Source organism: Mycoplasmopsis bovis PG45 (assembly GCF_000183385.1).
Taxonomy (GTDB): domain Bacteria; phylum Bacillota_I; class Bacilli_A; order Mycoplasmatales; family Metamycoplasmataceae; genus Mycoplasmopsis; species Mycoplasmopsis bovis.
This window is the reverse complement of the sequence record NC_014760.1, coordinates 718,773-740,296: the sequence shown is the minus strand read 5'-3', so window position 1 is coordinate 740,296 and position 21,524 is coordinate 718,773. Positions and strand designations below refer to the sequence as shown.

Here is a 21,524-nt window from a genome sequence, read left to right as displayed (position 1 = left end):
TTACTAATTTTATTTAAATATAAGCTAGCTTTTGATGGCTAGTTACTTAAATACCTAGGAGCATTTATGGGAAAGAAAAAAACACCATTTTTCGAGCGTCTTTTACAAAAAAATGCTGAACAAGAAAATAAAAACAAGACAACTGGCAAAAGTAAAAAAAGTAGAAGTTGAAAAATAGCAACAACTTCTACAGTTTTGGTTTTAGCTGTAGCTACAGGTATTACTGTTCCTCTTGTAATTAATTCAACTAAAAAGAATTTTATTGATGGGTATGCATCAAACACTAATGTTGCTAGTGCAAAAATTGGCGATCATAATCTAGATCTAAACTTTGGGGACTTTAAAGATATATACCAAAATCATAATACTTCTACGTCTGAAGAGAGATTAAAGGAAATTGATAAAATCATTCTTTACTATCTTTATGATCAAGAGCAAAAGGCTTCAGCTGAATACCAAAAGTTGTGAAACGATTCAAAAAGAAGTGATGAAAAAGACAACAATTCTTTCCGTTTGCCAACTTTAGACGAACTTAAGACTAAATTTAAAAATGAGCTTGTGGATATTGAAAACAATATGAAACTTCAATTTGGTACAGCTAACTGACAAACCGAGTTCAACAAGCATTTAGTTCAAAAATATAATGGTGCTAAAAACATTGATGAAGCAGTTAAAAACAAAACTTTTGAACATATTAAGTCAGATGCCTTGCGTCGTTTTAGATTAACTAATGGTGATTCTAAAAAGGATGAAATTGAAAGAAAAGGTAAAGATGGCAAGCATGTTTTTGACTGATGGCACAAAGACAAAAAAGAAAGTAAGTTCATTGAACTGGAAGACAAGTCTAAATTAGCTTTAGCAACAGACAGTTTTGTTTTTAAAGATTCATACAAATCAATTGATCCTTTTATTGATTCATACATTGCAAACGAAAAACCAAGAATTATTAGCGAATTTACTATTCCTGGCATTGCTCCTGCTAAGAAAAACGAAAAGTGAAAGATTGATAAAAACATATTCCTAAGATATCTTTTCTATGCTAAAAAAGGCACTTTTGGACTAAGTAAAGTTACTGAAGGTTACAATGTAGTTAAAGAAAAATTTAACTCATTTGACCATTACATTAAATCTGTAGTAGGTAATCCAAATGGAAATAATATACTTCCTGATGAAGCAATTCAATATTCATCAATTCTTAATATGTTCTCAACTAGTAAAGATGATATTAAGAAAAACTGAGGCACTTCGGGTTTAACATCAATATCAGAATTAGTAACTGGAGATAACTTCCAAAAATTCCTAGCAAGCAATCCAAAATTGTTATTTGGTGATAACTATACTGACAGTAACAGTGGTTCAAACGGCCAAAAGCCTAAAGAGATTGATTTATTTGAAAATATCAAAAAAATTAAAGAGGAAATTAATAAACTTGTTAAGAATGGCAATGGTGTTGATAGTTCATCATCTGGTGGCAGTTCTGGTAATGGCAATGGAACAGTTTCAAACAATGAACAAGCTGCTGTCTATAATACAAGACTAGAGAAATTCTTCACTGAAGTGAATGAATCTCAAAACAAAGGCTTAACTGAAAAAGTTTTTGAAGACAACATACTCAAGAAATTTGCTGAAATATTTGAAACTTCCGAAAAAATTCAAACAGTTTATAAAGTTAAATTTGATAACAACGGTAGCAATGGTGCAAAAAATGTAAGGGGAATCCTTTCGCCTGAAGGTTTTAAGTTGTTGATGTTTGGTAATGAAATCAAAAAAGATGACTTAGTAAAAATGATCAAAAATGACTTCATTTTAAACAACAAGTATAAAAAGCAGTTGGGTGTTAGATACAATGCATTACAAAAACTAAACAAGCAACTTTCAAGAAATGAATATATTTTAAAAATGTTGGAAGACAATGAGTTTAAAGAGTATCTTAAAACCCAAAACAATAATTTTGCAACTGATCAAAATGGCAAAAAGTTGGAAAATGTCAAGTATAATGAACAATCAATCAAGGATTTAATTGCTTCTTCAACAGCAGCAATTCAATTTGACAAAATTTCTAATTTCATTAAGTTATCTAAAGCTGCTGCAGCTTGGATAGAAACTAGAGCTAAAAATAACTATGATGAACTATTTGAATTAAAAGATGGCAAAGCATATTTCAAACACAACAAAGATAAGACCGCTGCTTCACTTGTTCTAGAATATTTGAAAAAAGAATTTAATTTAGAAGCTAAATAATTGGAGGGATAATGAAAAAAATTAGTAAAAAATTATTAGCATCATTAAGTTTGTTCACTATTCCTTCAGTCGCTATTATTAGTGCTAAATGTGGTAATGATGTTGAAACTACAGAAAGACTAAATCAACAAAAAGATCTTAAAGATGCTAAAAGAGTTGCAGAGTTAGAAGAAATTTGAAACAACTTTGCTCTTAGCTACATTTACAAAATAAAACCAAGTAACAAACATGATGTTATAAGCTGAAAGCAAAATTTTGAGAAAGAATTTCAAAATCAACAATCTCAGTTATTTAAAGATTCATATGATGCATACAAAATTTTTGCTTTAGATCAACTTTCTAAAAATGAGTACTACTTTGTTGAGAAATCATTAGAATGAAAAAAGAATGATGTGTTTAAGTCTAATCCTTTTGATTGAATTAGCACAAAGAATTTTCCAGGTGAAACAGATAAAAAAGACTTTATCAGAATATGAATGGAAGATAAAACTGGCATAAGAAAAGAAATTAACAATATGCTTTTAGTAAAGGCTTATTTTGAGATTTCTGAATTAAAAAAACTACAAACTATAGCAAATAATATTGCTAATGCTGGCAAAGCTGACAAAGATAAATCTAAAGACCAAAAGTTTGAATATTTTGTTGGTGGTAAAGATGCCAAATTTGACCTAAACCACTATAATTTAGTTAAATACGCATTTGAAAATAAATATATTCAATTATGAAAAAGAACTTTTGATGATAAAACAACTTCTAATGATCTTTTTACTAAAGAAGAGATAAAGAACACTATTTCAAGTAAAGAGGACTTTAATGCATTCTTCAAAGATACTGCTGAAGCCGAAAAGAAAGCTAAAGAGTGAGAAATAATAACTAAGAATACTGAAGATAAAGAACTTCAAGGTTATGCTGGTATTCAAAAAGATCCTGGAAGTTATGGTCTTAACTGAAATGAAACAGATAATAAGAGAAGAGTAACTGGCTCAGGAACTTATGGTGTATATGATGCACTAAACTCTATTTTGATTAGCTTTAATGATCTAAAACCTAAAGGCTCATCTGTTGGTGTAAAAGACAAAGATGGCAAGTCAATAGTTTCATATATAAATCAAATTGTGCCAGTAGGCAAAAAAATTAAACTAAAAACTAAAGAAGACTACACAAAAGATAAGGTTGATGATTCAAAACAAAAAGAAACTGAGGTTTTATCATTTGAAGGCACAATCTATAAAGACAATTTAGATAAATTAGCCTACTTATTCTATGGAAAAGATGCAAAAAACCTTTTAGAAAAGGCAATTGAAGCATTTGCTCATTTAGGTGTTAAAATTAAAGTTAATAAGGAGATTGCACCTCTTTATGAACAATTAAAAAACAAGGTATGGGTTGAAAAATAATGGATGATTTATTTTTAAAAATAATTAGCGGTGAAGAAGAAGGAAAAATCTTCTATGAAGATGAATACTGTGTTGCTTTCTACGACAAGTTTCCTATTCAACCAGGACATTTCCTAGTTGTGCCAAGAGTTAAAAGTAAAAACATTACTGAAGCTGACGATTTTACAGCAGGTCACTTAATTAACACAGCTAGAAAATTGGGAAAACAAGAAGTTTTAGACAAAGGAATAGCGGGTTTTAAAATTTTAATCAACACAGGTAGAAGCGCTGATCAAAGCATTTTCCACACACATGTACATGTAATTCCTTATAAAGAAAAAAGTAAAGATAACTAATGCAATATGGATAATTCTTCGAGTGAAGAATTATTTTTTTATTCATAACAACTATTGTTTTCTTTATAATTCTTCGCTTATTTTTGGTATATTTATTCATAATGTAGAAATGAGAAATATGAATAAAAGAAAACTATGAATAATATCTTCATTAATGTCAGTTGCTCCTATTATGGTTGCAGCTAAGTGTAATCCTGATAGTGACAATATTGTTGAATTTAGATTAGGTATTAAAGATCTAAATTTAAGATTTGCTAATTATGGCGCATTTAATAGCAAAGAATTGTACGAAATGCTTAAGAAAAAGCCACTAAAAGACGGGGAATTTACAGTTGTTTATCCTAGCCAGGAAGAATTGGAAAAAGAAGCTAAAATCATAAGAGATTTCTTTGAAAAAGAAGAAACTAAAAAAATTCCTAGTTATCAAACAATTTACAAAGAAACCTATGAAACTATTGTTTTGGGCAAAAGGCCTGTAACGCTTAGTGACTTTACAAATGAATATTTATGATCTCGTGATTTAGTTAAAATTGTTGATAATGGCAGCGTAAAAAATAAAAATAAGTTAAAGCTAATTATCAATCAATTTATTGATAATGCTAATGGATCAACAACAGCACACTTTAGAATTGAACATAGTGATGATCAAAGAATTTATGAAGTTGTTGGTGATTCAAATGGATACATAATTCAATTTAATGGCAAGCTAAAAACCATTTCTCCAAATCACTATCATCTTACAAAAGAAATAATAGAAAATAATAAGGACAATTTAGCTGTTTTATTAAAAGCTAACGAAACCACCCAAAGAAAATAAAAAAATGCCACTTGGCATTTTATTTATATGAAAATGTAGAGTTAAATAAAAAGATTATTTCTTTTCTTTGTGAAGAGTGCTAGCATTGCATCTTGCACAGAATTTCTTTAGTTCTACTTTTTCAGGTGTATTTTTTTTGTTCTTTTTGCTAATGTAGTTTTCCATTTTGCAATCAGTACAAAATAATGTGAATCCGTCTCTTGGCATTATAAATCTCCATTTATTTAACTTATTTTTGTGTATTGCCTAACTAATATTTACATATTATAGTAAAAAAAGCAAAAAATGCATATATTTTGTCTTATTCGCTAACGAAAAAGATGCATTTAAAAAGCTATGCATGCAGTTACCTATAACTATTAAAAAAACTGTTAAGAACAATCTTGATTTTCAAGTACAAAGTGATACTGAAATTGATGAATTGAGTGCAATTGACAACGATTTTGTCACATCACTATATAAGTTAGTATTTAGCAAATACAACGGTTTTGAATTTTAGTATTCATCTTTAATAATTATCATTCGAAAAGTCTAATTATGATTCAGATATACTTAATAACCAAATTTAAATGCTTAAGCTTATGAAAATAAAATCCCAGAATAAATAATTGAATGAATGCTCATAAATCATAATATATAATTATTATATTTCTTAGTTATGATTGGAGTATTATGAAAGTATCACTTGCAAACATGGATGTAAATCTTTTAGGAACAGAAGTTAAAGTTGGAGACGTATTTCCAAACTTTAAAGCTGTTGATTCTGAACTAGGAGATTTTGAATTTTACTCATTGCCAAAAGGCAAAAAACTAGTTTTATCTGTTCCTTCAATTGACACTGGAACTTGTGACATTGAAACAACTAAGTTTATGAATCACTTCAAAGACAAAGAATACGATGTGGTTGTTGTATCATACGATACACCTTTTGCTCAAAACCGTTGATGCGTTGCAAAAGACAATAAAAAAGTTAAATTAGTAAGTGAATTCAGACACAATGATTTTGGTAGAAAAACTCAAACATTACTAGAAGGCATCGGACTATTAACTAGAGCTGTTTTCGTTGTTGATGAAAATCATAAAGTTGAATATGCTGAATATGTACCTGTTGTTTCTGATGAACCTAAATATGAAGAAGCCCTAAAGTTCTTTAAATAAGGTAAATAAGTTAAAAAATGAACCCCGGGTTCATTTTTTACTCTTGCGTTTTTGCTTCAATTTTCTTTAGATTATTTATAGCTTTATGCACACTGTCATAGGCAGCTGTCCTAGTTGTTGCTGTGATTTTAGCTATTTCTGCATAAGAAAGATTTTCGTAGAAATAAAGTCTAAAAGCTTGTTTTTGAGTTTGAGTTAACAAGCCTTCATATTTTTCAAAAAGAGAGCATAAATATTCAATGTTTTTGATGTCATTTATCAAATTACTCTTCATTTTTGTCAATTAGATCCTTAGTCATTTCATATATAAAGTTATCTAAATCAAACTCCTGAAGATCATCTAAGCCTTCACCTAGACCTAGATATTTAACATTTATGTTAAATTCATCCTTAATCGATAAAACAATTCCACCCTTAGAAGTTCCATCCATTTTGGTAAGTATTATTCCTGTTGGATTAGCAACTTCACTAAAGGCTTTGGCCTGACTTACTCCATTTTGACCTGTTGTTGCGTCAAGAACTAGTAAGCACTCATGTGGGGCGCCTTCTTGGAACTTATTGATAATTGAATACATTTTTTTAAGTTCATTCATTAAGTTGATCTTATTTTGTAATCTGCCGGCAGTATCAATTAATAATAAGTCATAATTTTCAGCCTTAGCTTTCTCTAAAGCACTATAAACAACGCTTGCTGGGTCAGCCCCTTCTTTAACTGGTTTGACAATATCGGCACCAACACGTTCAGATCAGATAGCTATTTGGTCAACTGCACCTGCTCTAAATGTATCAGCAGCTGCAATTAAAACTTTTTTACCTTCTTTAATATATTTGTGTGCAACCTTAGCTATGCTAGTTGTTTTTCCACAGCCATTAACACCAATAAAAATCAAAATGTTTAGTCTGTCATCCTCAACATTAAGTGTAGTATCAACAACACTTTTGTTTGTATAAACAACAAACATTTGGTCAGCTATTAGCTCGCCAATATCTTTGGTGTTTGTTAATTCTCTTATTTTGACTTCATTCTTAATGTGAGTAATAATTGCATAAACCAATTTGGCGCTTATGTCACTCATTATTAATATTTCTTCTAATTCATCGAAATATTCTTCATCTATTTTTTTGTATTTGTTTGAAAGATCTAATAATTTTGAACCAAGTGAACTAGATTTACTCAAGCCAGCTTGATATTTTTCTAATCTTTGCGACCTTAAGAGTTCATCTTTTTTTTCTAATTCTGCTTGTTTTTGCGCTAATTTTTCTTCTTTAGACTTCTTTTTTCAACCAAATAATTTGTCTTTTAAATAACTAAAAAATCCCATAACTCAATTTTATATAAAAATATCCTACAAACTAAGAAATAAAAAAACTATAAACAAAGTTTATAGCATTAAACATTTACATTAAGTCTTTCAACTTTTGCATTATAGTCTATGAATTTTTCTAACTCTTTGTTAATTGATTTAGTTTCTTCCAATTTTAAAAAATTATTATAAGCTACTGCTGTACTTCATCTTTCTATAACAACTAAAGTATTTTCATTTTTTCAGCATAAGTCAAATGAAAGATTTAATTCTTGCTTTTTAACAAAATCATTTCAGTTTCTAATTAAATATGCAAGTCTTTCTTTTGACTCTTGTCTGATGACCATTTCTCTATAAATTATGTGAATCATTTTTCCTTTCGGGATGACAGTTTATTTTTTAATTCTATTATATAAAATAAATTTATCAGCAGTTTTAACTCCATCAAATTTTGAAAAGTTACTGATGTTTTCTAATTTAAAACTTTCAATATTTAAAGCTTTTGCTACTTCAGTTATTTTATTCGGCATAACAATTTGCAAGCTTCATGAAACTGCATAAATACCATTTAGAAGCCTAATTAAAATATTTTCTAATTCTGCTTTATTTTCTTCGCTGGTTAATGTCCAAGGTCTAAGTGTATCAATATACTTATTTAACGAATCAGAAAGATTCATCGTATGCTCTAAGGCCTTGTCTAATTTGAAATTATCCATTAGCTCAATGAATTTAGGCACAAAAGAATTAATTTTGCCTTCAATTTCTAGATGCTCACTTTGACTACTTTGCCTGTAAAATAGGCCTTCTGGGAAAGAATTACTAATCATTTTTAATGTTCTAGATACCAAATTTCCATAATTATTTACTAAATCTGCATTAACTATGTCAATAAGCTTTTCTTCACTGAAATTACCGTCTTCACCAAATGTAATCGCAGAAGCAAAATAGTATTTAATCATTTCATCATGATACTTACTAAAAAGATATTCAGGCTCAATTACATTATTTAATGATTTAGACATTTTTCTACCGTCTTTGTCTCTTAGTAAGCCATGAGCGTAAATTTTGTTAGGTACTTTTATTCCTAAAGCTTTTGTAAAAATTGTTCAGTAAATAAAATGAAAACGAGAAATTTCTTTGCCAATAATATGCACAATTTCATCGCCATTTTCTCAGTATTTTAAATAATCATCACCAGGGTTATCTAAATCAAAGCCCAAAGCACTAACATAATTAAATAATGCATCTAGTCACACATAAAGCGTGTGTTTTGGGTCTTCGTTTGTTTTTATACCTCAATTAATATTGACTCTAGTAACAGAAAGATCCTCTAAGCCTTCAGAAACAAAATTAGAAATCATTTCGTTAGTCATTTTAGATGGCAAAAGTCATTCAGGATTATTGTTAACCTCATTTAATCATCAGTTCTGAAACTCTTTCATTTTAAAGAAGTAACTTTCCTCACTCATTAAAACTAATTTATGCCCACTAGTTGGATGATAGTATTCACCATTTTTAAATACTGCTTGGTTTTTAGTTAAAAACTCTTCATCATTAACTGAATATAAGCCATCATATTTGCCCTTATAAATAAGGCCTAATTGTAAAAACTTAGTAAAAATTGTCTGAACCATTTTCATATGCTTAGGATCAGTTGTCCGACTAAAGTAATCATAATTTATGTTGTATTGTTGCCACATTTTTTTATATGAATCAACCAATTCATTTACATAAACTTGTGGTTCCTTACCTGCTAAAGCAGCTTTTTGCTCTATTTTTTGGCCGTGTTCGTCACTTCCAGTTAAGAATTTAACGTCATATCCTAAGACTCTTTTATAATTCGCAATTATTCATGCAACAGTAGTGCAATAAAGATGGCCAATATGTAAAGGACCTGATGTGTAATAAATAGGTGTAGTTATATAAAATGTTTTATTTTTCATAGTTACTCCATATTAACTTTTATTGGCTTATAAAGTTTTTTTATTTCAGGTAAATAGTCATGATTTAGAGAGTCATTTGGATCATGTAAATACAAATTAGGTAAGAAATGAGTACCTCAGCCAGCTTGATATTTTGCTTCAACTAGCACTAATTTTGGCTTATCATACACTCTTGGTATCATAAATTGTACTCTTTTAGGTTCGAATTTATACTGGCGCATTAAACAAAAGCAATCGACTAATCTTTCTGCAGGTATAACCAGGGTTAAATATCCTTTTTGTTCTATAATCTTGGCACTTCCGGAAATTATTTGTTCCAAATTTAACTTAACTTCATGAGTGGCAATTAGTAATTCTTCGCTTATTGATTTAGATATTTTGCTTTTGTCATAAACATAAAAAGGCGGATTGCATACAATTGCTTCATACTTAGGTTTAACTAATTTTGTATGTTCCTTGTAAAAGTCATTAAAATCAGCAGTAATAACAGTTATTTGATCTTGCTTATTGTTTAATATAACGTTGCTTGATGCTAATTGTGCGGCTTTTTCTTGAATTTCAATAGCATCTATTTTTAAGTTTTTATTTCTCTCGGAAATAAAAATGCTTAATGCACCATTATTAGTTCCTATTTCTAGCATTCTCTTGATTTTATGGTTTAAAAAGACAAAATTTCCAAGCATTATTGTATCCACTGAATAGTTAAACATTTCTTTATCTTGGAAAACATATAAGTTACTGTCAAATCCAAGTGAGTTTTTAACTAATTTTGCTTGATTTTTTTTCATATAATCCTGTTTTATAGACATTAACGTTTATTAAAGCCTTTAGATTGATTGAAGTTCTTAGATATTTTGTTTTTTAAGTATGTTTGATAGTCCTGAGTTAAAACACAGTCTATTTTGCCTGTAGTTTCATCAGCATTGGTGATTACGACTCTGACTGTTTGACCTAATTTATAGGCCTTTTTGGGATCATTACGACTATATAACTTGGTCATTTGTTCATTAACTTCATAGTCCCCATCACCAATATTACTTATATGAACCATTGCATCTGTTTTGTTTGCAAACTGGATAAACATACCAAACTTAGTAATGCCAAAAACTTGGCCCTCAAACTCACTATTAATTTTGCTTTTGAAATATTCGGCAAACTTAAGATCGTTTACATCCCGCTCTAGTTGCACTGCATTTTCTTCACTAGCTGAGTTCATGGCTGCTATTTTTTGCAAGTTAGCAGCAAAATCTTCTACTTTATTTAATTGTTTTTTAAAAACAAACTCTCATAAAATTCTATGAACAATTACATCAGGATATCTTCTAATAGGGCTAGTAAAATGGCAATAGCAATCACTAGCTAGTCCAAAGTGACCTATATTTTCAGGTGAATAGACTGCTTTCTGCATCGTTCTTAAAAAAAGCATTTTTAAGAACTCATCATTTCTTTGACTATTTATTTGATTAATTACCTTTTGAAATGATAGTGGAGTTATATGTTTTCTGTTTAATGAAACATTTATTTTTAACGATTTCAATACATCAGTAAAGTATTCTATTTTCTCTTCACTAGGAACTTCGTGTATTCTATACATCATTGGCAGTTTTAAATCTGTAATAAATTTAGCAACTTCTTCATTTGCTCGCACCATAAAGTCTTCAATCATTTTTTCAGATTCGCCTGTTTGTTCTACGCTAATGTCAATAACACGTCCATCAGCATCTAATTCAATGTAAGGTTCTTGAATTTCGAAGTCAATATATCCTTGTTTGTTTTTAAATTCTCTAACAATTTTGGACAATTCATATGCATTTTTCAGCATTTCATTAAGCTTATCATCATCAAAAACCTTTGAATCATTAATAAATTCATTAACTCTTTCATATGTAAGCCTATATTTTGACTTAATTACTGATGGAACAATTTTGGTACTAATGCTTTTACCTTCTTTGTTTATTTTGGTAATGCAACTTATAGTCAATCTTTCTTCATTTGGATTAAGTGAGCAGATGCCATTTGATAATTTAAAAGGTAACATTGGCACTACCTCATTTAGAAGATAAATACTAGTTCCTCTTTTTAAAGCTTCATCATCTAAAGGTGTATTTTCCTTTACATAATATGCTACATCAGCAATGTGCACGCCTAATTCATAGGTATTATCGTCAATTTTGACAACGCTAATAGCATCATCAAAGTCTTTAGTACTAGAGCCGTCAATTGTAACAACTAATTCATTTCTTAAGTCCATACGTGTGCTTAGATCTTCATTTTTTATATTGTTAGGAATAAACTCATCAATGTATTTATTAACTTCAGCCGGGAAATCTTTTGGTACATTTCTAGCTTCTTCCAATGACTTAACATAAGCCATTGGATCATTAACATCAGTTATTCTTTTAACTATATTTATTTCTTTGTTTCTATTTTCATAGTTAATTATTTCGGCAACAACAACATCTAAAATTCTTGCTTCATTAGCAATATTTTTGATTCTAAAACTAGTATTTTTGTAAATTGGCTCAATAGGTTTGAAAGTAACAAAACCATTAACATTATCTAAAACGCCAATTAAGGTTTTGCATTTTCTTTCAATTATTTTCTTAACCTTTGCAAAGGTTCTATTATTATTTGGACTAATTGGTTCAAAAACTTCAGCTTCGACAATATCATTATTTAATGCTGTATTAAAGTTGTTGCTAGAAACAAAATAAGAAACCTTAGCTTCAGTTTTACTTAACTCTTCAACATCAATAAAAGCACACTTTCCTTCAGAAGCAAAGTGTATCGGGCCTTGAATTGTATTTAGTTTTTTTAATGCCACATATGTTGAATCTCTCTTGTCATATGCAATCAAATCCCTAGACGACAGATTTATAAGCATATTGGTCAAAACCTTATTATGTCTAGGGCTAATGTTTAGCTTTCTTAATAATGCATTTGTTGATATATGTGGATTTTCTTTTATGGTGTTAATTATTATTTTTTCATTAATCATATTTATTTAGCTAAAGCTCAACAAACAATCGAAAGTATTAAGAGGATAAGCCCTAAGAAAACCATCGATCATTTGAGAACTTTCTTGAATCCTCTCTCTTTTGAAGTTTTAAATAATTCTAAGTCGCCTGAGCCAACTAAAGCACCAGAAAAACCATTAGAATCTGGTGACATAAGCATTGAAATTACTAAAATACCAGCTGAAATAATCACTAAGATAATTGACAAAATTGCTCTAACATCCATTTTCTTATTCTCCTGGTTAATAAATTATTTTATATTATATAATACTTTGTATTTTTTATGCCTATTTAAGCAAGTATATAGGTACATTTTTATTGATTTACTTTATACTTTTTAATTATTTATTAAAAAATTCCCAATTTTGGACACTATATTTTTAAAATAGACTTCAATTCTTTAATATATTTTAATGTTTCAACATCATCTCATTCTTCTCTTTTTCTAGACTTTCTCTTCTTGATTATTTTCGATAAATATCTAAAAGTTTCACTAATTGTTCTATTGTCAAGAACGCCACTATTTAAGAGGTGGTTTTTTATTCTGCAAAGCATAATTGAAGATAAAAAGTTAATAAATTCAGTTGCTAATAATCTATAGTTTCCTTGAACATTTGCTTCGTTTTGTTCAAGCACATTTTTAAACTGTTTAAAAAGCAATTCAATTTCTCATCTCTTTTTATATGCGACATAAATATCTTTTAAGTCCAAATCATAATTACACTCAAAAATTATTAATCCAAAAAGATTTTCTCTTTCTAGTAATTTAATTTCATCATACGCACCTTTTTTGTGTGCACGACTTATGAAATTTTTCTTTTCTACCATTTCAGTTAGGGTTGATTTATAACAAAGATAATATTTGTTGTTGATGATAATTTTCTTTGCTCTTATCGTGTCGTCATCATAGGTAAAAGTGAAATTAAATCCAGATTTTAAATTAAATTTTTTAAAAGTATGATTTATTTTTATAGGCATTAAATATTTAATATTTTTTTCTCTCATTAAGTTTTTACATTCTTTATCATCAAATCCTCTATCAAGAATTAAGAATCCATTTTTAATCTTATAAGTTCTTAAAAAGTCTCTAAAAGCAGTGTAATCTAGCATATTTCCTGGGTAAACAGAACTTGCAACAGGTTCTTGTGCATTAATATCATAAGCATAAATAAGGTTTAAGTTTTGAGCGCCTTTAGTTCTAGACTTTCTAGACATTTCAGAGAAAATGTTAGTTTCTGATGTATTGTTTTTCAACATACCATCAATAACTATTGAGTGGTTTGAAAACTCTTCTAATCTTTTATTCATAAAGTCTTCCATCTTCGAACTAGATTTACCTATTTTCTCTAAAAAACTTGAGATAGTGTTTGGTGATAGTGCACATTTTGGGTATATTTCAGAAATAAAATTTGTATCATACTCATGTTTTAAATGTTCGTTTTTAATATCTGAAAACATAGTTCTTAAAGAGGCTATAACATATAATTTTCTAGCATCTTCAAAATCATAAAAATTTAAAAGTTCTCTAAAGATATGATTGTTTAATTTTTCATTTAGCGCAAATAAACCATATGATTTAATATCTACTTCATATGTTTGCTTTTCTATGCTTTGAAAAACACCATTAATAATCTTTCCAATCACTCCTTTTTCAACAGGAATAATTTTTTCATTTTTTCTTATTGATGTTCTTTGTATAACATTATAAATACCTTCTTTTGAGGTTGCTTTTACTCTGGTACTAGATGGTCTTGGAATTTTTAATATGTCTTTAGGAATGGCCATTTTTATATCTCCTTTTTTATGTGTTAAACACTATACATGTATATTTATTTTACCACCTATTTTTAATTTTTTAAACTTTTCTTTAATGAAATTGAACAAAAAATAGAGCTTTTTTAGCTCTAAATTTAAGAAAATTTAATTATTTAGATAATTTAATGTATTTAATGGACAAAAATAAGAATTTTTTAGTAAATTATTAAAATTATATAGTGTCCAAAATTGGGAATTTTTTAATTTATTTGTATTTTAAGAATCTGTTTGAAAAGCACAAAATTATTTGAATAGTAACAAACTACTACTTAAAAGCCTATAAAACAGATATTTTGGTAAAAATTAATCAATTCGTTGATTTAATTTACTGTTTAACAAAACTATTTTTAAACACATAAACTATGCAAAAAATATGTATTATGTTTTAACTAATATATTTTTAATAAATTATTATAATAAATATAACTATGATAAAAAGCACTAACAAGAAGCCAATCATCATTTTTGCAGGGCCAAGTGGCGTTGGAAAAGGAACAATTGAAAAATATTTATTTGAAGATAAAGAGCTAAGGCTACACTTAGCTTGTTCTGCCACAACAAGAAGTCCTAGAGCTGGTGAAATTGATGGTATTCACTATTTCTTTATCACTAAAAATGATTTTGAAAACAAAATTGCTGAAAATGCATTCTTAGAATATAGTTATCACTTCGAAAACTATTATGGCACCTTGTATGCTGAAATTGATCGAATTCATGAATTAAATAAAGTTCCATTTTTAGAAATTGAAACTAATGGTGCAAAACAAATCTTGAGCAAAAAAGACGTTAATGACAGATATAAAGTTATTACATTTTTTATTCTTCCACCATCTGTTGAGGAACTTAAAAACAGAATCTTAAACAGAAATACTGAGAATAACGATGCTATAAATATTAGAATGCAAAAAGCAATAGATGAGATTAATGATCAGCATTTATTTAAACATAAAATTGTTAATGATGATGCTGAGTTAGCTGCCAAAAAAGTAACTCAGATAATAAAGGAAGAAATATAAAATTTATGGATTTTGGCAGAGTTAGTGAAAAAGGAACTAGACGGCTTGAAAATCAAGATGCTGTTGCAATTTTAAATAATGAAAATTGCACAGTTTTACTTTTATGTGACGGTATGGGCGGACATTATGGCGGTGCAATTGCTTCTAGTACAACTGTAAAAGTTTTTAAGCAACGTTTTGATAATAACTTTCCTAATTCTGATGAGAATGATTCTAATATTTACATAAAGTGGATAAGAGAAACTATTAGTGCATGCAAGAAAGAGATGACTAAAATAGGCGATCGTGATGAAGCTAAATTAGACATGGGAACCACAGTTACAGGCGCTTTGGTAAATTCAAAATATAAATTTATTCTAATTTTTAATATAGGTGATTCACGTACCTATATTTTAGATAATAGTGATCAAATTACTCAGGCAACAGTTGATCACAATTACTTAAATCAATTAATTTCTGATGGCATTTCTGAGCAAGAAGCTAAAAAAAGCACAAATAGATTTTCATTAACCTCTGCACTAGGTCCAACTAAAAATACCAGGCTTGATATTTCAACAATTTTATCAGATGACTATAACAGAGTCAAAGCAATTATTTCTACTAGTGATGGAACTCATAATTTTACATCTAGAAATGTGATGGAAAATATGGCACTAAGATTTAAAAATGCCCAGGAGTGATGCAATCAAATTGTTGATTTTGCTCTAAAAAATAATTCTAATGATAATGCATCATGCGTTATAGTAGCACTTAAGTAAATAATTTAGGAGGCATCATGATAATACCATCAAGTAGTAGAGTATTTAAAAAGTATAAAGTGCTTTCTAAAATTGGCGAAGGAGGCTTTAGCCAAGTCTTTAAGGTTCAATTGCTTAATTCTGATACATCAGCAAATGAAGTATATGCACTTAAGTATTTTTTAATTAGGCCTGAAAGTGATAAAGAAGTTGCTATAAATCGTTTTAAGCAGGAAATAGCGATTTTACAGAAAGTAAAATCCGACTATTTTCCTTATTATATTGAATCATATGTTGGCGATGATGAGCAATATGTAATAATGGAATATATTGACGGCAAGAGCTTAAGAGAGTTAATTAAGAAAAATGGCTCAATTATTCCAACTAGTGCAATTAATTACGTAAGACAAATATGTGAAGCTATGCAAGAGCTTCATTCTAATAATATTATTCATCGTGATATTAAGAGCAATAATATAATTGTAACAAGCAGAAATCATATTAAAATACTAGACTTTGGCCTATCACTAGACCCTGATAGTCAAAGATTTACACAAGCATCTAAAGTTGTTGGCTCAGTTTACTATATGGCACCAGAACTTTGCCGTTCTGACAATGAACCAACTAAGAAAACTGATATTTATGCAATTGGAATACTACTTTATGAAATGCTAACAGGCAAGTATCCAATTGAAGGCAAAAAAGCTAATGAAACATTAACTTTGCAAAAAACAATGCCAATGCCAAAGTTAACTGACAAAATAGAAACATCACAAGCATTAGAGAATGTCATTATAAAAGCAACGGCTAAGGATCCATTTTTTAGATACTCAAGCGCCTGAGAAATGGCTGAAGACTTAAAAACAGCACTATCTGAAAAAAGAATATTTGAAAAGCCAATTGATTCTAAAAGAATGAAGACTAAAAAAACTTTTACAGAAATAGTTAATAGCAAAGGATTTTTAGTTGCTATGCTAATTATCTTTAGCTTAATCATTTTAGCGGTCATAGTTGCAATAGTTGTTTTATCAATATAAAGGATGATAATTTGAAAGGTAAAATTTATTCAATAAATTCAGGAATTTATTCAATCAAGGATGAAAATAATAATTTTCATAATTTGCCTGCTTTAGGCATTTTTAGGCATAAAAATATAGCTCCCTTAGTAGGTGATAATGTTGAATTTGAAATAGATAGATATATAACAAAAATATATGAAAGAAAAAATGAATTTATAAGACCTAAGGTTGCTAATATTGACCATATCATTATTGTTATGTCGCTTCATGAACCTGAGTTTCAAAGTTTTTTAGTTGATAAATATATGGCTTTAATTGAAAGCGCTAATATTGAGCCTATATTGTTTATTACTAAGACTGATTTAGGTGCTAATAAATATAAAAATGAATATGAAAACTTGGGATATAAAGTTTACGAATTATCCTATAAAACAGACGAATGAGTAAATAATATAAAAGAATTATTTACAAACAAAACTAACGTTTTAATGGGCCAAAGCGGTGTTGGCAAAACTACTTTAGTAAACAAAATTACTGGTAGTAATTTTGCTGTACAGTCAATTTCAAAGTTTGCCAACAGAGGCAAGCACACTACTAGAATTGTGCAAATTGTTAATGTCTTTGATAATGGCGAATTAATTGATACGCCTGGTTTTTCAAGCTTAGATATAAATTTATCTAAGCAGCAATTAGCCTATTCATACAAACAGTTCAAAGAGCTAGGAAAGTTTTGCAAGTTCAAAACTTGCTTTCATTATAATGAACCAGAGAGCTTTTGTAACATAAAACAAGCTGTCAGAAGCAACATTATCCCTCAATTTAGATATAATAATTATCTAAAGTTATTGCAAGAGGTTGAAAATGAACAAAAATAACAAGTATGTAACCCCATCATTATTAAATGTTGAGCCAGAAAACAGGCTTAATATGGCAAATACTTTGATAAATGAAGGCATTAAATGAATACATTATGATGTAATGGACGGCAAATTTGTGCCAAATTTTGCAATTGAATTAAATGAAATTAAAAACATTCATGAAAACAGTTTAAAGCATTTTAAGGATGCTCATTTAATGATTGAAAATCCTTTAGATTATATAGATCAGTATAAAGATGTTGTTGATATTGTTACAGTGCACTATGAAGCAATTGATCCAACAAAATTTCTTAAGTTTTTGAAACAAAAACATCATGATTATAGGCTTGGAATAGCAATTAAACCAAATACTGATGTTGAAAAAATTAAAAAATTCTTACCTTATATTCAATTAGTTTTAGTAATGTCCGTTGAGCCTGGCAAAGGCGGTCAAAAATTCATTCCTACTGCAATAGATAAAATAAAAATGCTTAAGCAATTAAGGATAAATAACAATTATGATTATTTAATTCAAGTTGACGGGGGCATTAATGACACAACTGGACCAGAGTGCTTTAAAGCTGGTGCTGATGCTTGTGTTGCTGGAACTTTTATGGTTTCAAATCCAACTAAAGCAAGAATTAACAGCATTTTAGGGGTTAAATAAGGATAAATTCCTTAAATTTACATTTTTTAAGCAAAAAACGCGGGACAATTCCACTAGGACAAAAAAAGTAGGCATCAGCAAATTGGCTGATGTTTTTGTTCGGGTGAAAAATGGGCAAGCAGTTGAGCGTTAATGAATGAAAATATTTGTTTGAAAAGTATGAAAAACATAGATCTTGAGAACTTTCTAAGAAGTGTTTTTTGAATGAAATGATGAAAATAAAAAATGTTAAACACATTTCAAATGACCAATGACGGATATTAGTAGATAAGTATGAAAGATATAATTTAGGTATGAACATAGAATCAATGAGTGGGAGATCGCCCAAAAATACAAAGGCTCAGGCAGGCTAAAAAAGACAAAATCAATTGATGAAATATTGGATGAATTTTTAAATGTTCTAAATAAAGAAGATTTATTGATAACATTAAGAAAGTTAATTTTCCTAAAAATTTTGTAATACATTCTGACCACGGAAGTCAGTATTCATCTAAAGAATATCTTCAGTTGATTGAAAGACTTGATGGAAAAGTATCAATGTCGAGAATTGGTAATTCTCTTGACAATAGAGAAATCAAATAATTTTTCTCGGTACTTAAACTGAAATGTTTGAAAATTTTTAGAAAAGTGTTAAGAAAATGACGCTTAAGGAACTTGAGCGTCATCTAAATAGATTCATTGATTGGTATAATAATGAGCGAATGCTCAAGAAATTTAATTACAAAACTCCACATAAATTGTGAATGGAGTTTTGTAAAAAATAAAAATTTAAGATCTACTTTTGTTGTCCTAGTTTAAATATACCGCGCTTTTTATATTAGTATTTTAGTTTGGCAATTAACACTTTATTTTTTGGCAAGAAATTATTTTTCTTTTTTTCTATACATTAGTCTTATAGCTTCAGTTAATGTCGTATCTCTTTTAGCTGGTCTTTGATTAATACTTTTAATAAAAGATTGTTCGCCGGCAATAATAACTAGTTCTTTTTTAGCCCTAGTTATAGCTGTATAAACCAACTTTTTATTAATAAAGGAGCCACTTATTTCTGGATCTAACACTAAGATTACTTTTTGAAATTCGCTACCTTGAGTCTTATGAACTGTGCAAGCATAACATAAAGCTAAATTACTAAGATCGGCATTATTTAACTGAATTTCCTTTTTGTTAAAGAATGCATTTATTTTACTTTTAGACTCTCCTATACTTATACTTTTAATAACTCCAATATCGCCATTAGATAAATCGCCTTGATTTTTTAGATACATTACTTTATCATCTTCATAAAATGAGTAATCGTTTGCATTTAATTTTTTGGCTTTATTTTTATTAAATTTTTCTTGGATACTATTATTTATTTTTTTTATTCCTAAGTCCCCCTTATTAAGAGGCGAGATAATTTGAATATTATATGAAATATCAGAATCATTACCGGCTTTATCACTATCATTAATATGATAATTTTTAATAATTTCATTTAAGCATTGTTTTTGATTATCAACAAAAATAGTTTTTAAATCGCTATTTTCTGTTGTTTCTTGAAGTTTTGTAATATTGAAATTATTATTTCTAATCATATAAGCTAATTCAGTAATCTTACTTTGAACTTTTTGACGGTGTGTGCTTTTTAATTCAACAGTTGTTATTTTTTTAGATTTAATAATATCTTCAAATGCATTGCCAATTCCAATACTTGGTAATTGCTCTATGTCACCAACAAAAACTACTCTTTTTGCCTCTCCAATAGCTGAAATAAAGTGACTAAATAAATTATTATCAACCATTGAAGTTTCATCAATAATTAATAAACCATCATCCAAAGGATTGAATACATTTTTTCTAAATTTACCGGTTGAATCATCATATTGCAACAATTTATGAATAGTTACAGCATTAGATTCTTTAAAACTCTCTTTAATTCTTGCGGCTGCTCTTCCTGTTGGCGTTGCTATTTTAAAACTTTCATTTGGGTGAACTTTTTTAAATAGTTTTACTAAACCTTTTATTAAAGTAGTTTTGCCAGTTCCAGGCCCACCGGTGATTACTACAAACTTATTATTAATAAATTTCCTTAATGCATTAATTTGGCTTTTATCATATTTAAAGTTTTCTATGTTTGTTTCTTTTTGAATTTCTCGTATATATTTTTTAAATTTATAAGAACCAATTTTTTTAACTCTGCTTTTTTTAGCTAAAAATGAAGCAATAGTCATTTCATCATTATATGTTTGAGTTGTATAAACTTTGTCTTCTTTAATTAAAAGCAGTTCTTTATTTAAAGCATACTTTATTGCATCATTAACAATTTGTTCTTTTTGCTCTGCAGGAATAAAAAACTTATTTTCATCATAAAAACATTTTTTTACATTTTCTAAACTTGTATAAGTACTAGATTTATTATTTAGAATTTGGTTGCAATAATAATGCAAATAATAAGCAATTCTCACAACATTATTTGCATCATTATTAAAGTGCAAAAAGATTTTATCTATAGATTCTAAATTAGTTATTTCATGTTGAAAATTAATTTCAAATAAATCATTCTTAATTGCTTTTATTATTTGATCAAACGAGTCATTATATAGTTCTGTTAATTTAACTAGTACATCTAAATCAAGACCATTAACAATAAATTCTGTTTGCAAAGCAACAACCTTAAGTTTATTAAAAATGCTTTCTAAAATACACTTTTGTACACGCTTAATGGCTAGAAATTTTTCTTTATTTTCAAGTATTTCTTTTAAGATATCATCTGATTCATAATATGATTTTAATATATTAATAAAATCATCATCAGCAACTTTATTAAATGCATCAGATTTCAAATATTCAAAAAAAGTTTGATTGTCAATAACAGTTAATGATTGATAAAAATTACATTTATAAGTCTTAATATTATTTGCTGATTCTGAATTGTCATCAATTTCACTTACTTCAATTTTATATAAACTCTTATCTAGCATTCTGCTGATATTTCCACTAATTTTAATAGTTTTCCTTGTCTTTAAAATATAAAAATTAGCAACAGGTCAGTTTTCATCTGAATTATTAGTAAATTCTTTTATATAACCTATAAATGATTTCATTTCCATAAACTTTTCCCCAAAAACACTAATTAAAATTGGCTCTACATTTATTATTTAAAAAGCTCTTTTACATAAGCTATCTATATTTATTTTATCCAATTTTAAATGTCTAAATTTA

Annotated in this window: 23 protein-coding genes; 13 read left to right on the top strand and 10 right to left on the bottom strand. The window is 28.3% G+C overall.

What is annotated here, in order from left to right:
- The first annotated feature begins 66 nt into the window (after positions 1 to 66).
- From MBOVPG45_RS03195 to MBOVPG45_RS03180, 4 genes are all read left to right on the top strand, one after another.
- A complete protein-coding gene (locus tag MBOVPG45_RS03195) occupies positions 67 to 2,241 on the top strand; it encodes a HinT-interacting membrane complex protein P80 (RefSeq protein ID WP_013455929.1) in 2,175 nt (724 codons plus the stop codon).
- An 11-nt stretch (positions 2,242 to 2,252) separates the two neighbouring features.
- On the top strand, positions 2,253 to 3,638 hold the full coding sequence (locus MBOVPG45_RS03190; RefSeq protein WP_013456238.1) for a HinT-interacting membrane complex lipoprotein P60: 1,386 nt from the start codon (positions 2,253 to 2,255) through the stop codon (positions 3,636 to 3,638).
- Positions 3,638 to 3,973 (top strand): histidine triad protein HinT, encoded by a 336-nt coding sequence (hinT, locus tag MBOVPG45_RS03185; RefSeq protein ID WP_013456168.1) that lies wholly within the window; start codon positions 3,638 to 3,640, stop codon positions 3,971 to 3,973. Before MBOVPG45_RS03190 ends, hinT begins: the two co-directional genes overlap by 1 nt.
- A 118-nt stretch (positions 3,974 to 4,091) precedes the next feature.
- Positions 4,092 to 4,790, top strand: a complete 699-nt coding sequence (locus MBOVPG45_RS03180) for an MAG2000 family lipoprotein (protein ID WP_013456589.1) — start codon at positions 4,092 to 4,094, stop codon at positions 4,788 to 4,790.
- Between the two features lie 54 nt (positions 4,791 to 4,844).
- Here the strand turns inward: MBOVPG45_RS03180 and rpmG are convergent, their stop codons facing one another.
- Entirely contained in the window at positions 4,845 to 4,997 is a 153-nt protein-coding gene (rpmG, locus tag MBOVPG45_RS03175; RefSeq protein WP_004024364.1) for a 50S ribosomal protein L33, read from the bottom strand.
- 133 nt (positions 4,998 to 5,130) lie between these two features.
- On the opposite strand from rpmG, the gene MBOVPG45_RS04695 reads away from it, so the two are divergent.
- Together MBOVPG45_RS04695 and tpx are read left to right on the top strand one after the other, a co-directional pair.
- Positions 5,131 to 5,289 carry a hypothetical protein gene (locus MBOVPG45_RS04695; protein ID WP_013456373.1) on the top strand — a complete coding sequence of 53 codons (159 nt, stop codon included), beginning with the start codon at positions 5,131 to 5,133 and terminating at the stop codon, positions 5,287 to 5,289.
- A 173-nt stretch (positions 5,290 to 5,462) separates the two neighbouring features.
- The gene (gene tpx / locus MBOVPG45_RS03170; protein ID WP_013456491.1) at positions 5,463 to 5,948 is read left to right on the top strand and encodes a thiol peroxidase; all 486 of its coding nucleotides are present in this window, start codon (positions 5,463 to 5,465) and stop codon (positions 5,946 to 5,948) included.
- Positions 5,949 to 5,985: 37 nt separating this feature from the next.
- Here the strand turns inward: tpx and MBOVPG45_RS03165 are convergent, their stop codons facing one another.
- The 8 genes from MBOVPG45_RS03165 to MBOVPG45_RS03130 all read right to left on the bottom strand — a co-directional run bounded on the left by MBOVPG45_RS03165 (position 5,986) and on the right by MBOVPG45_RS03130 (position 13,997).
- Positions 5,986 to 6,222 carry a sigma factor-like helix-turn-helix DNA-binding protein gene (locus MBOVPG45_RS03165; RefSeq protein ID WP_013456378.1) on the bottom strand — a complete coding sequence of 79 codons (237 nt, stop codon included), beginning with the start codon at positions 6,220 to 6,222 and terminating at the stop codon, positions 5,986 to 5,988.
- Positions 6,212 to 7,270, bottom strand: coding sequence for a signal recognition particle-docking protein FtsY (gene ftsY, locus MBOVPG45_RS03160; RefSeq protein WP_013456361.1), 1,059 nt, complete (start codon positions 7,268 to 7,270; stop codon positions 6,212 to 6,214). The genes MBOVPG45_RS03165 and ftsY overlap by 11 nt, the downstream gene beginning before the upstream one ends.
- A gap of 68 nt (positions 7,271 to 7,338) precedes the next feature.
- Complete coding sequence (locus MBOVPG45_RS03155) at positions 7,339 to 7,623, bottom strand: hypothetical protein (protein WP_013456041.1); 285 nt, start codon at positions 7,621 to 7,623, stop codon at positions 7,339 to 7,341.
- Between the two features lie 21 nt (positions 7,624 to 7,644).
- The gene (gene metG / locus MBOVPG45_RS03150; protein WP_013456129.1) at positions 7,645 to 9,195 is read right to left on the bottom strand and encodes a methionine--tRNA ligase; all 1,551 of its coding nucleotides are present in this window, start codon (positions 9,193 to 9,195) and stop codon (positions 7,645 to 7,647) included.
- Positions 9,196 to 9,197: 2 nt separating this feature from the next.
- Positions 9,198 to 9,983 (bottom strand): tRNA1(Val) (adenine(37)-N6)-methyltransferase, encoded by a 786-nt coding sequence (locus tag MBOVPG45_RS03145; RefSeq protein WP_013455999.1) that lies wholly within the window; start codon positions 9,981 to 9,983, stop codon positions 9,198 to 9,200.
- Positions 9,984 to 10,003: 20 nt separating this feature from the next.
- Positions 10,004 to 12,193: a ribonuclease R gene (rnr, locus tag MBOVPG45_RS03140; protein WP_013456627.1), complete on the bottom strand. Its 2,190-nt coding sequence runs from the start codon at positions 12,191 to 12,193 to the stop codon at positions 10,004 to 10,006.
- Between the two features lie 2 nt (positions 12,194 to 12,195).
- Positions 12,196 to 12,438, bottom strand: coding sequence for a preprotein translocase subunit SecG (gene secG, locus MBOVPG45_RS03135; RefSeq protein ID WP_013456572.1), 243 nt, complete (start codon positions 12,436 to 12,438; stop codon positions 12,196 to 12,198).
- Between the two features lie 146 nt (positions 12,439 to 12,584).
- Positions 12,585 to 13,997: an IS1634-like element ISMbov2 family transposase gene (locus MBOVPG45_RS03130; RefSeq protein WP_013456029.1), complete on the bottom strand. Its 1,413-nt coding sequence runs from the start codon at positions 13,995 to 13,997 to the stop codon at positions 12,585 to 12,587.
- Between the two features lie 458 nt (positions 13,998 to 14,455).
- Between MBOVPG45_RS03130 and gmk the strand changes: the two genes are divergently transcribed.
- The 7 genes from gmk (at position 14,456) to MBOVPG45_RS05040 (ending at position 19,087) form a co-directional block, all read left to right on the top strand.
- The gene (gene gmk, locus MBOVPG45_RS03125; RefSeq protein ID WP_013456283.1) at positions 14,456 to 15,043 is read left to right on the top strand and encodes a guanylate kinase; all 588 of its coding nucleotides are present in this window, start codon (positions 14,456 to 14,458) and stop codon (positions 15,041 to 15,043) included.
- A gap of 5 nt (positions 15,044 to 15,048) precedes the next feature.
- Positions 15,049 to 15,801, top strand: a complete 753-nt coding sequence (locus MBOVPG45_RS03120) for a PP2C family protein-serine/threonine phosphatase (protein ID WP_013456579.1) — start codon at positions 15,049 to 15,051, stop codon at positions 15,799 to 15,801.
- Between the two features lie 17 nt (positions 15,802 to 15,818).
- Positions 15,819 to 16,817: a serine/threonine-protein kinase gene (locus MBOVPG45_RS03115; RefSeq protein ID WP_013456514.1), complete on the top strand. Its 999-nt coding sequence runs from the start codon at positions 15,819 to 15,821 to the stop codon at positions 16,815 to 16,817.
- Between the two features lie 11 nt (positions 16,818 to 16,828).
- The gene (gene rsgA, locus MBOVPG45_RS03110; protein WP_013456585.1) at positions 16,829 to 17,674 is read left to right on the top strand and encodes a ribosome small subunit-dependent GTPase A; all 846 of its coding nucleotides are present in this window, start codon (positions 16,829 to 16,831) and stop codon (positions 17,672 to 17,674) included.
- Complete coding sequence (locus MBOVPG45_RS03105) at positions 17,661 to 18,323, top strand: ribulose-phosphate 3-epimerase (protein ID WP_013455939.1); 663 nt, start codon at positions 17,661 to 17,663, stop codon at positions 18,321 to 18,323. The genes rsgA and MBOVPG45_RS03105 overlap by 14 nt, the downstream gene beginning before the upstream one ends.
- 110 nt (positions 18,324 to 18,433) lie before the next feature.
- Positions 18,434 to 18,676 (top strand): hypothetical protein, encoded by a 243-nt coding sequence (locus tag MBOVPG45_RS04855; protein WP_013954659.1) that lies wholly within the window; start codon positions 18,434 to 18,436, stop codon positions 18,674 to 18,676.
- A 285-nt stretch (positions 18,677 to 18,961) separates the two neighbouring features.
- A complete protein-coding gene (locus MBOVPG45_RS05040; RefSeq protein ID WP_226057247.1) occupies positions 18,962 to 19,087 on the top strand; it encodes an IS3 family transposase in 126 nt (41 codons plus the stop codon).
- A gap of 99 nt (positions 19,088 to 19,186) precedes the next feature.
- Here the strand turns inward: MBOVPG45_RS05040 and MBOVPG45_RS03095 are convergent, their stop codons facing one another.
- Positions 19,187 to 21,412, bottom strand: coding sequence for an ATP-dependent DNA helicase (locus MBOVPG45_RS03095; protein ID WP_013456032.1), 2,226 nt, complete (start codon positions 21,410 to 21,412; stop codon positions 19,187 to 19,189).
- Positions 21,413 to 21,524: the final 112 nt, after the last annotated feature.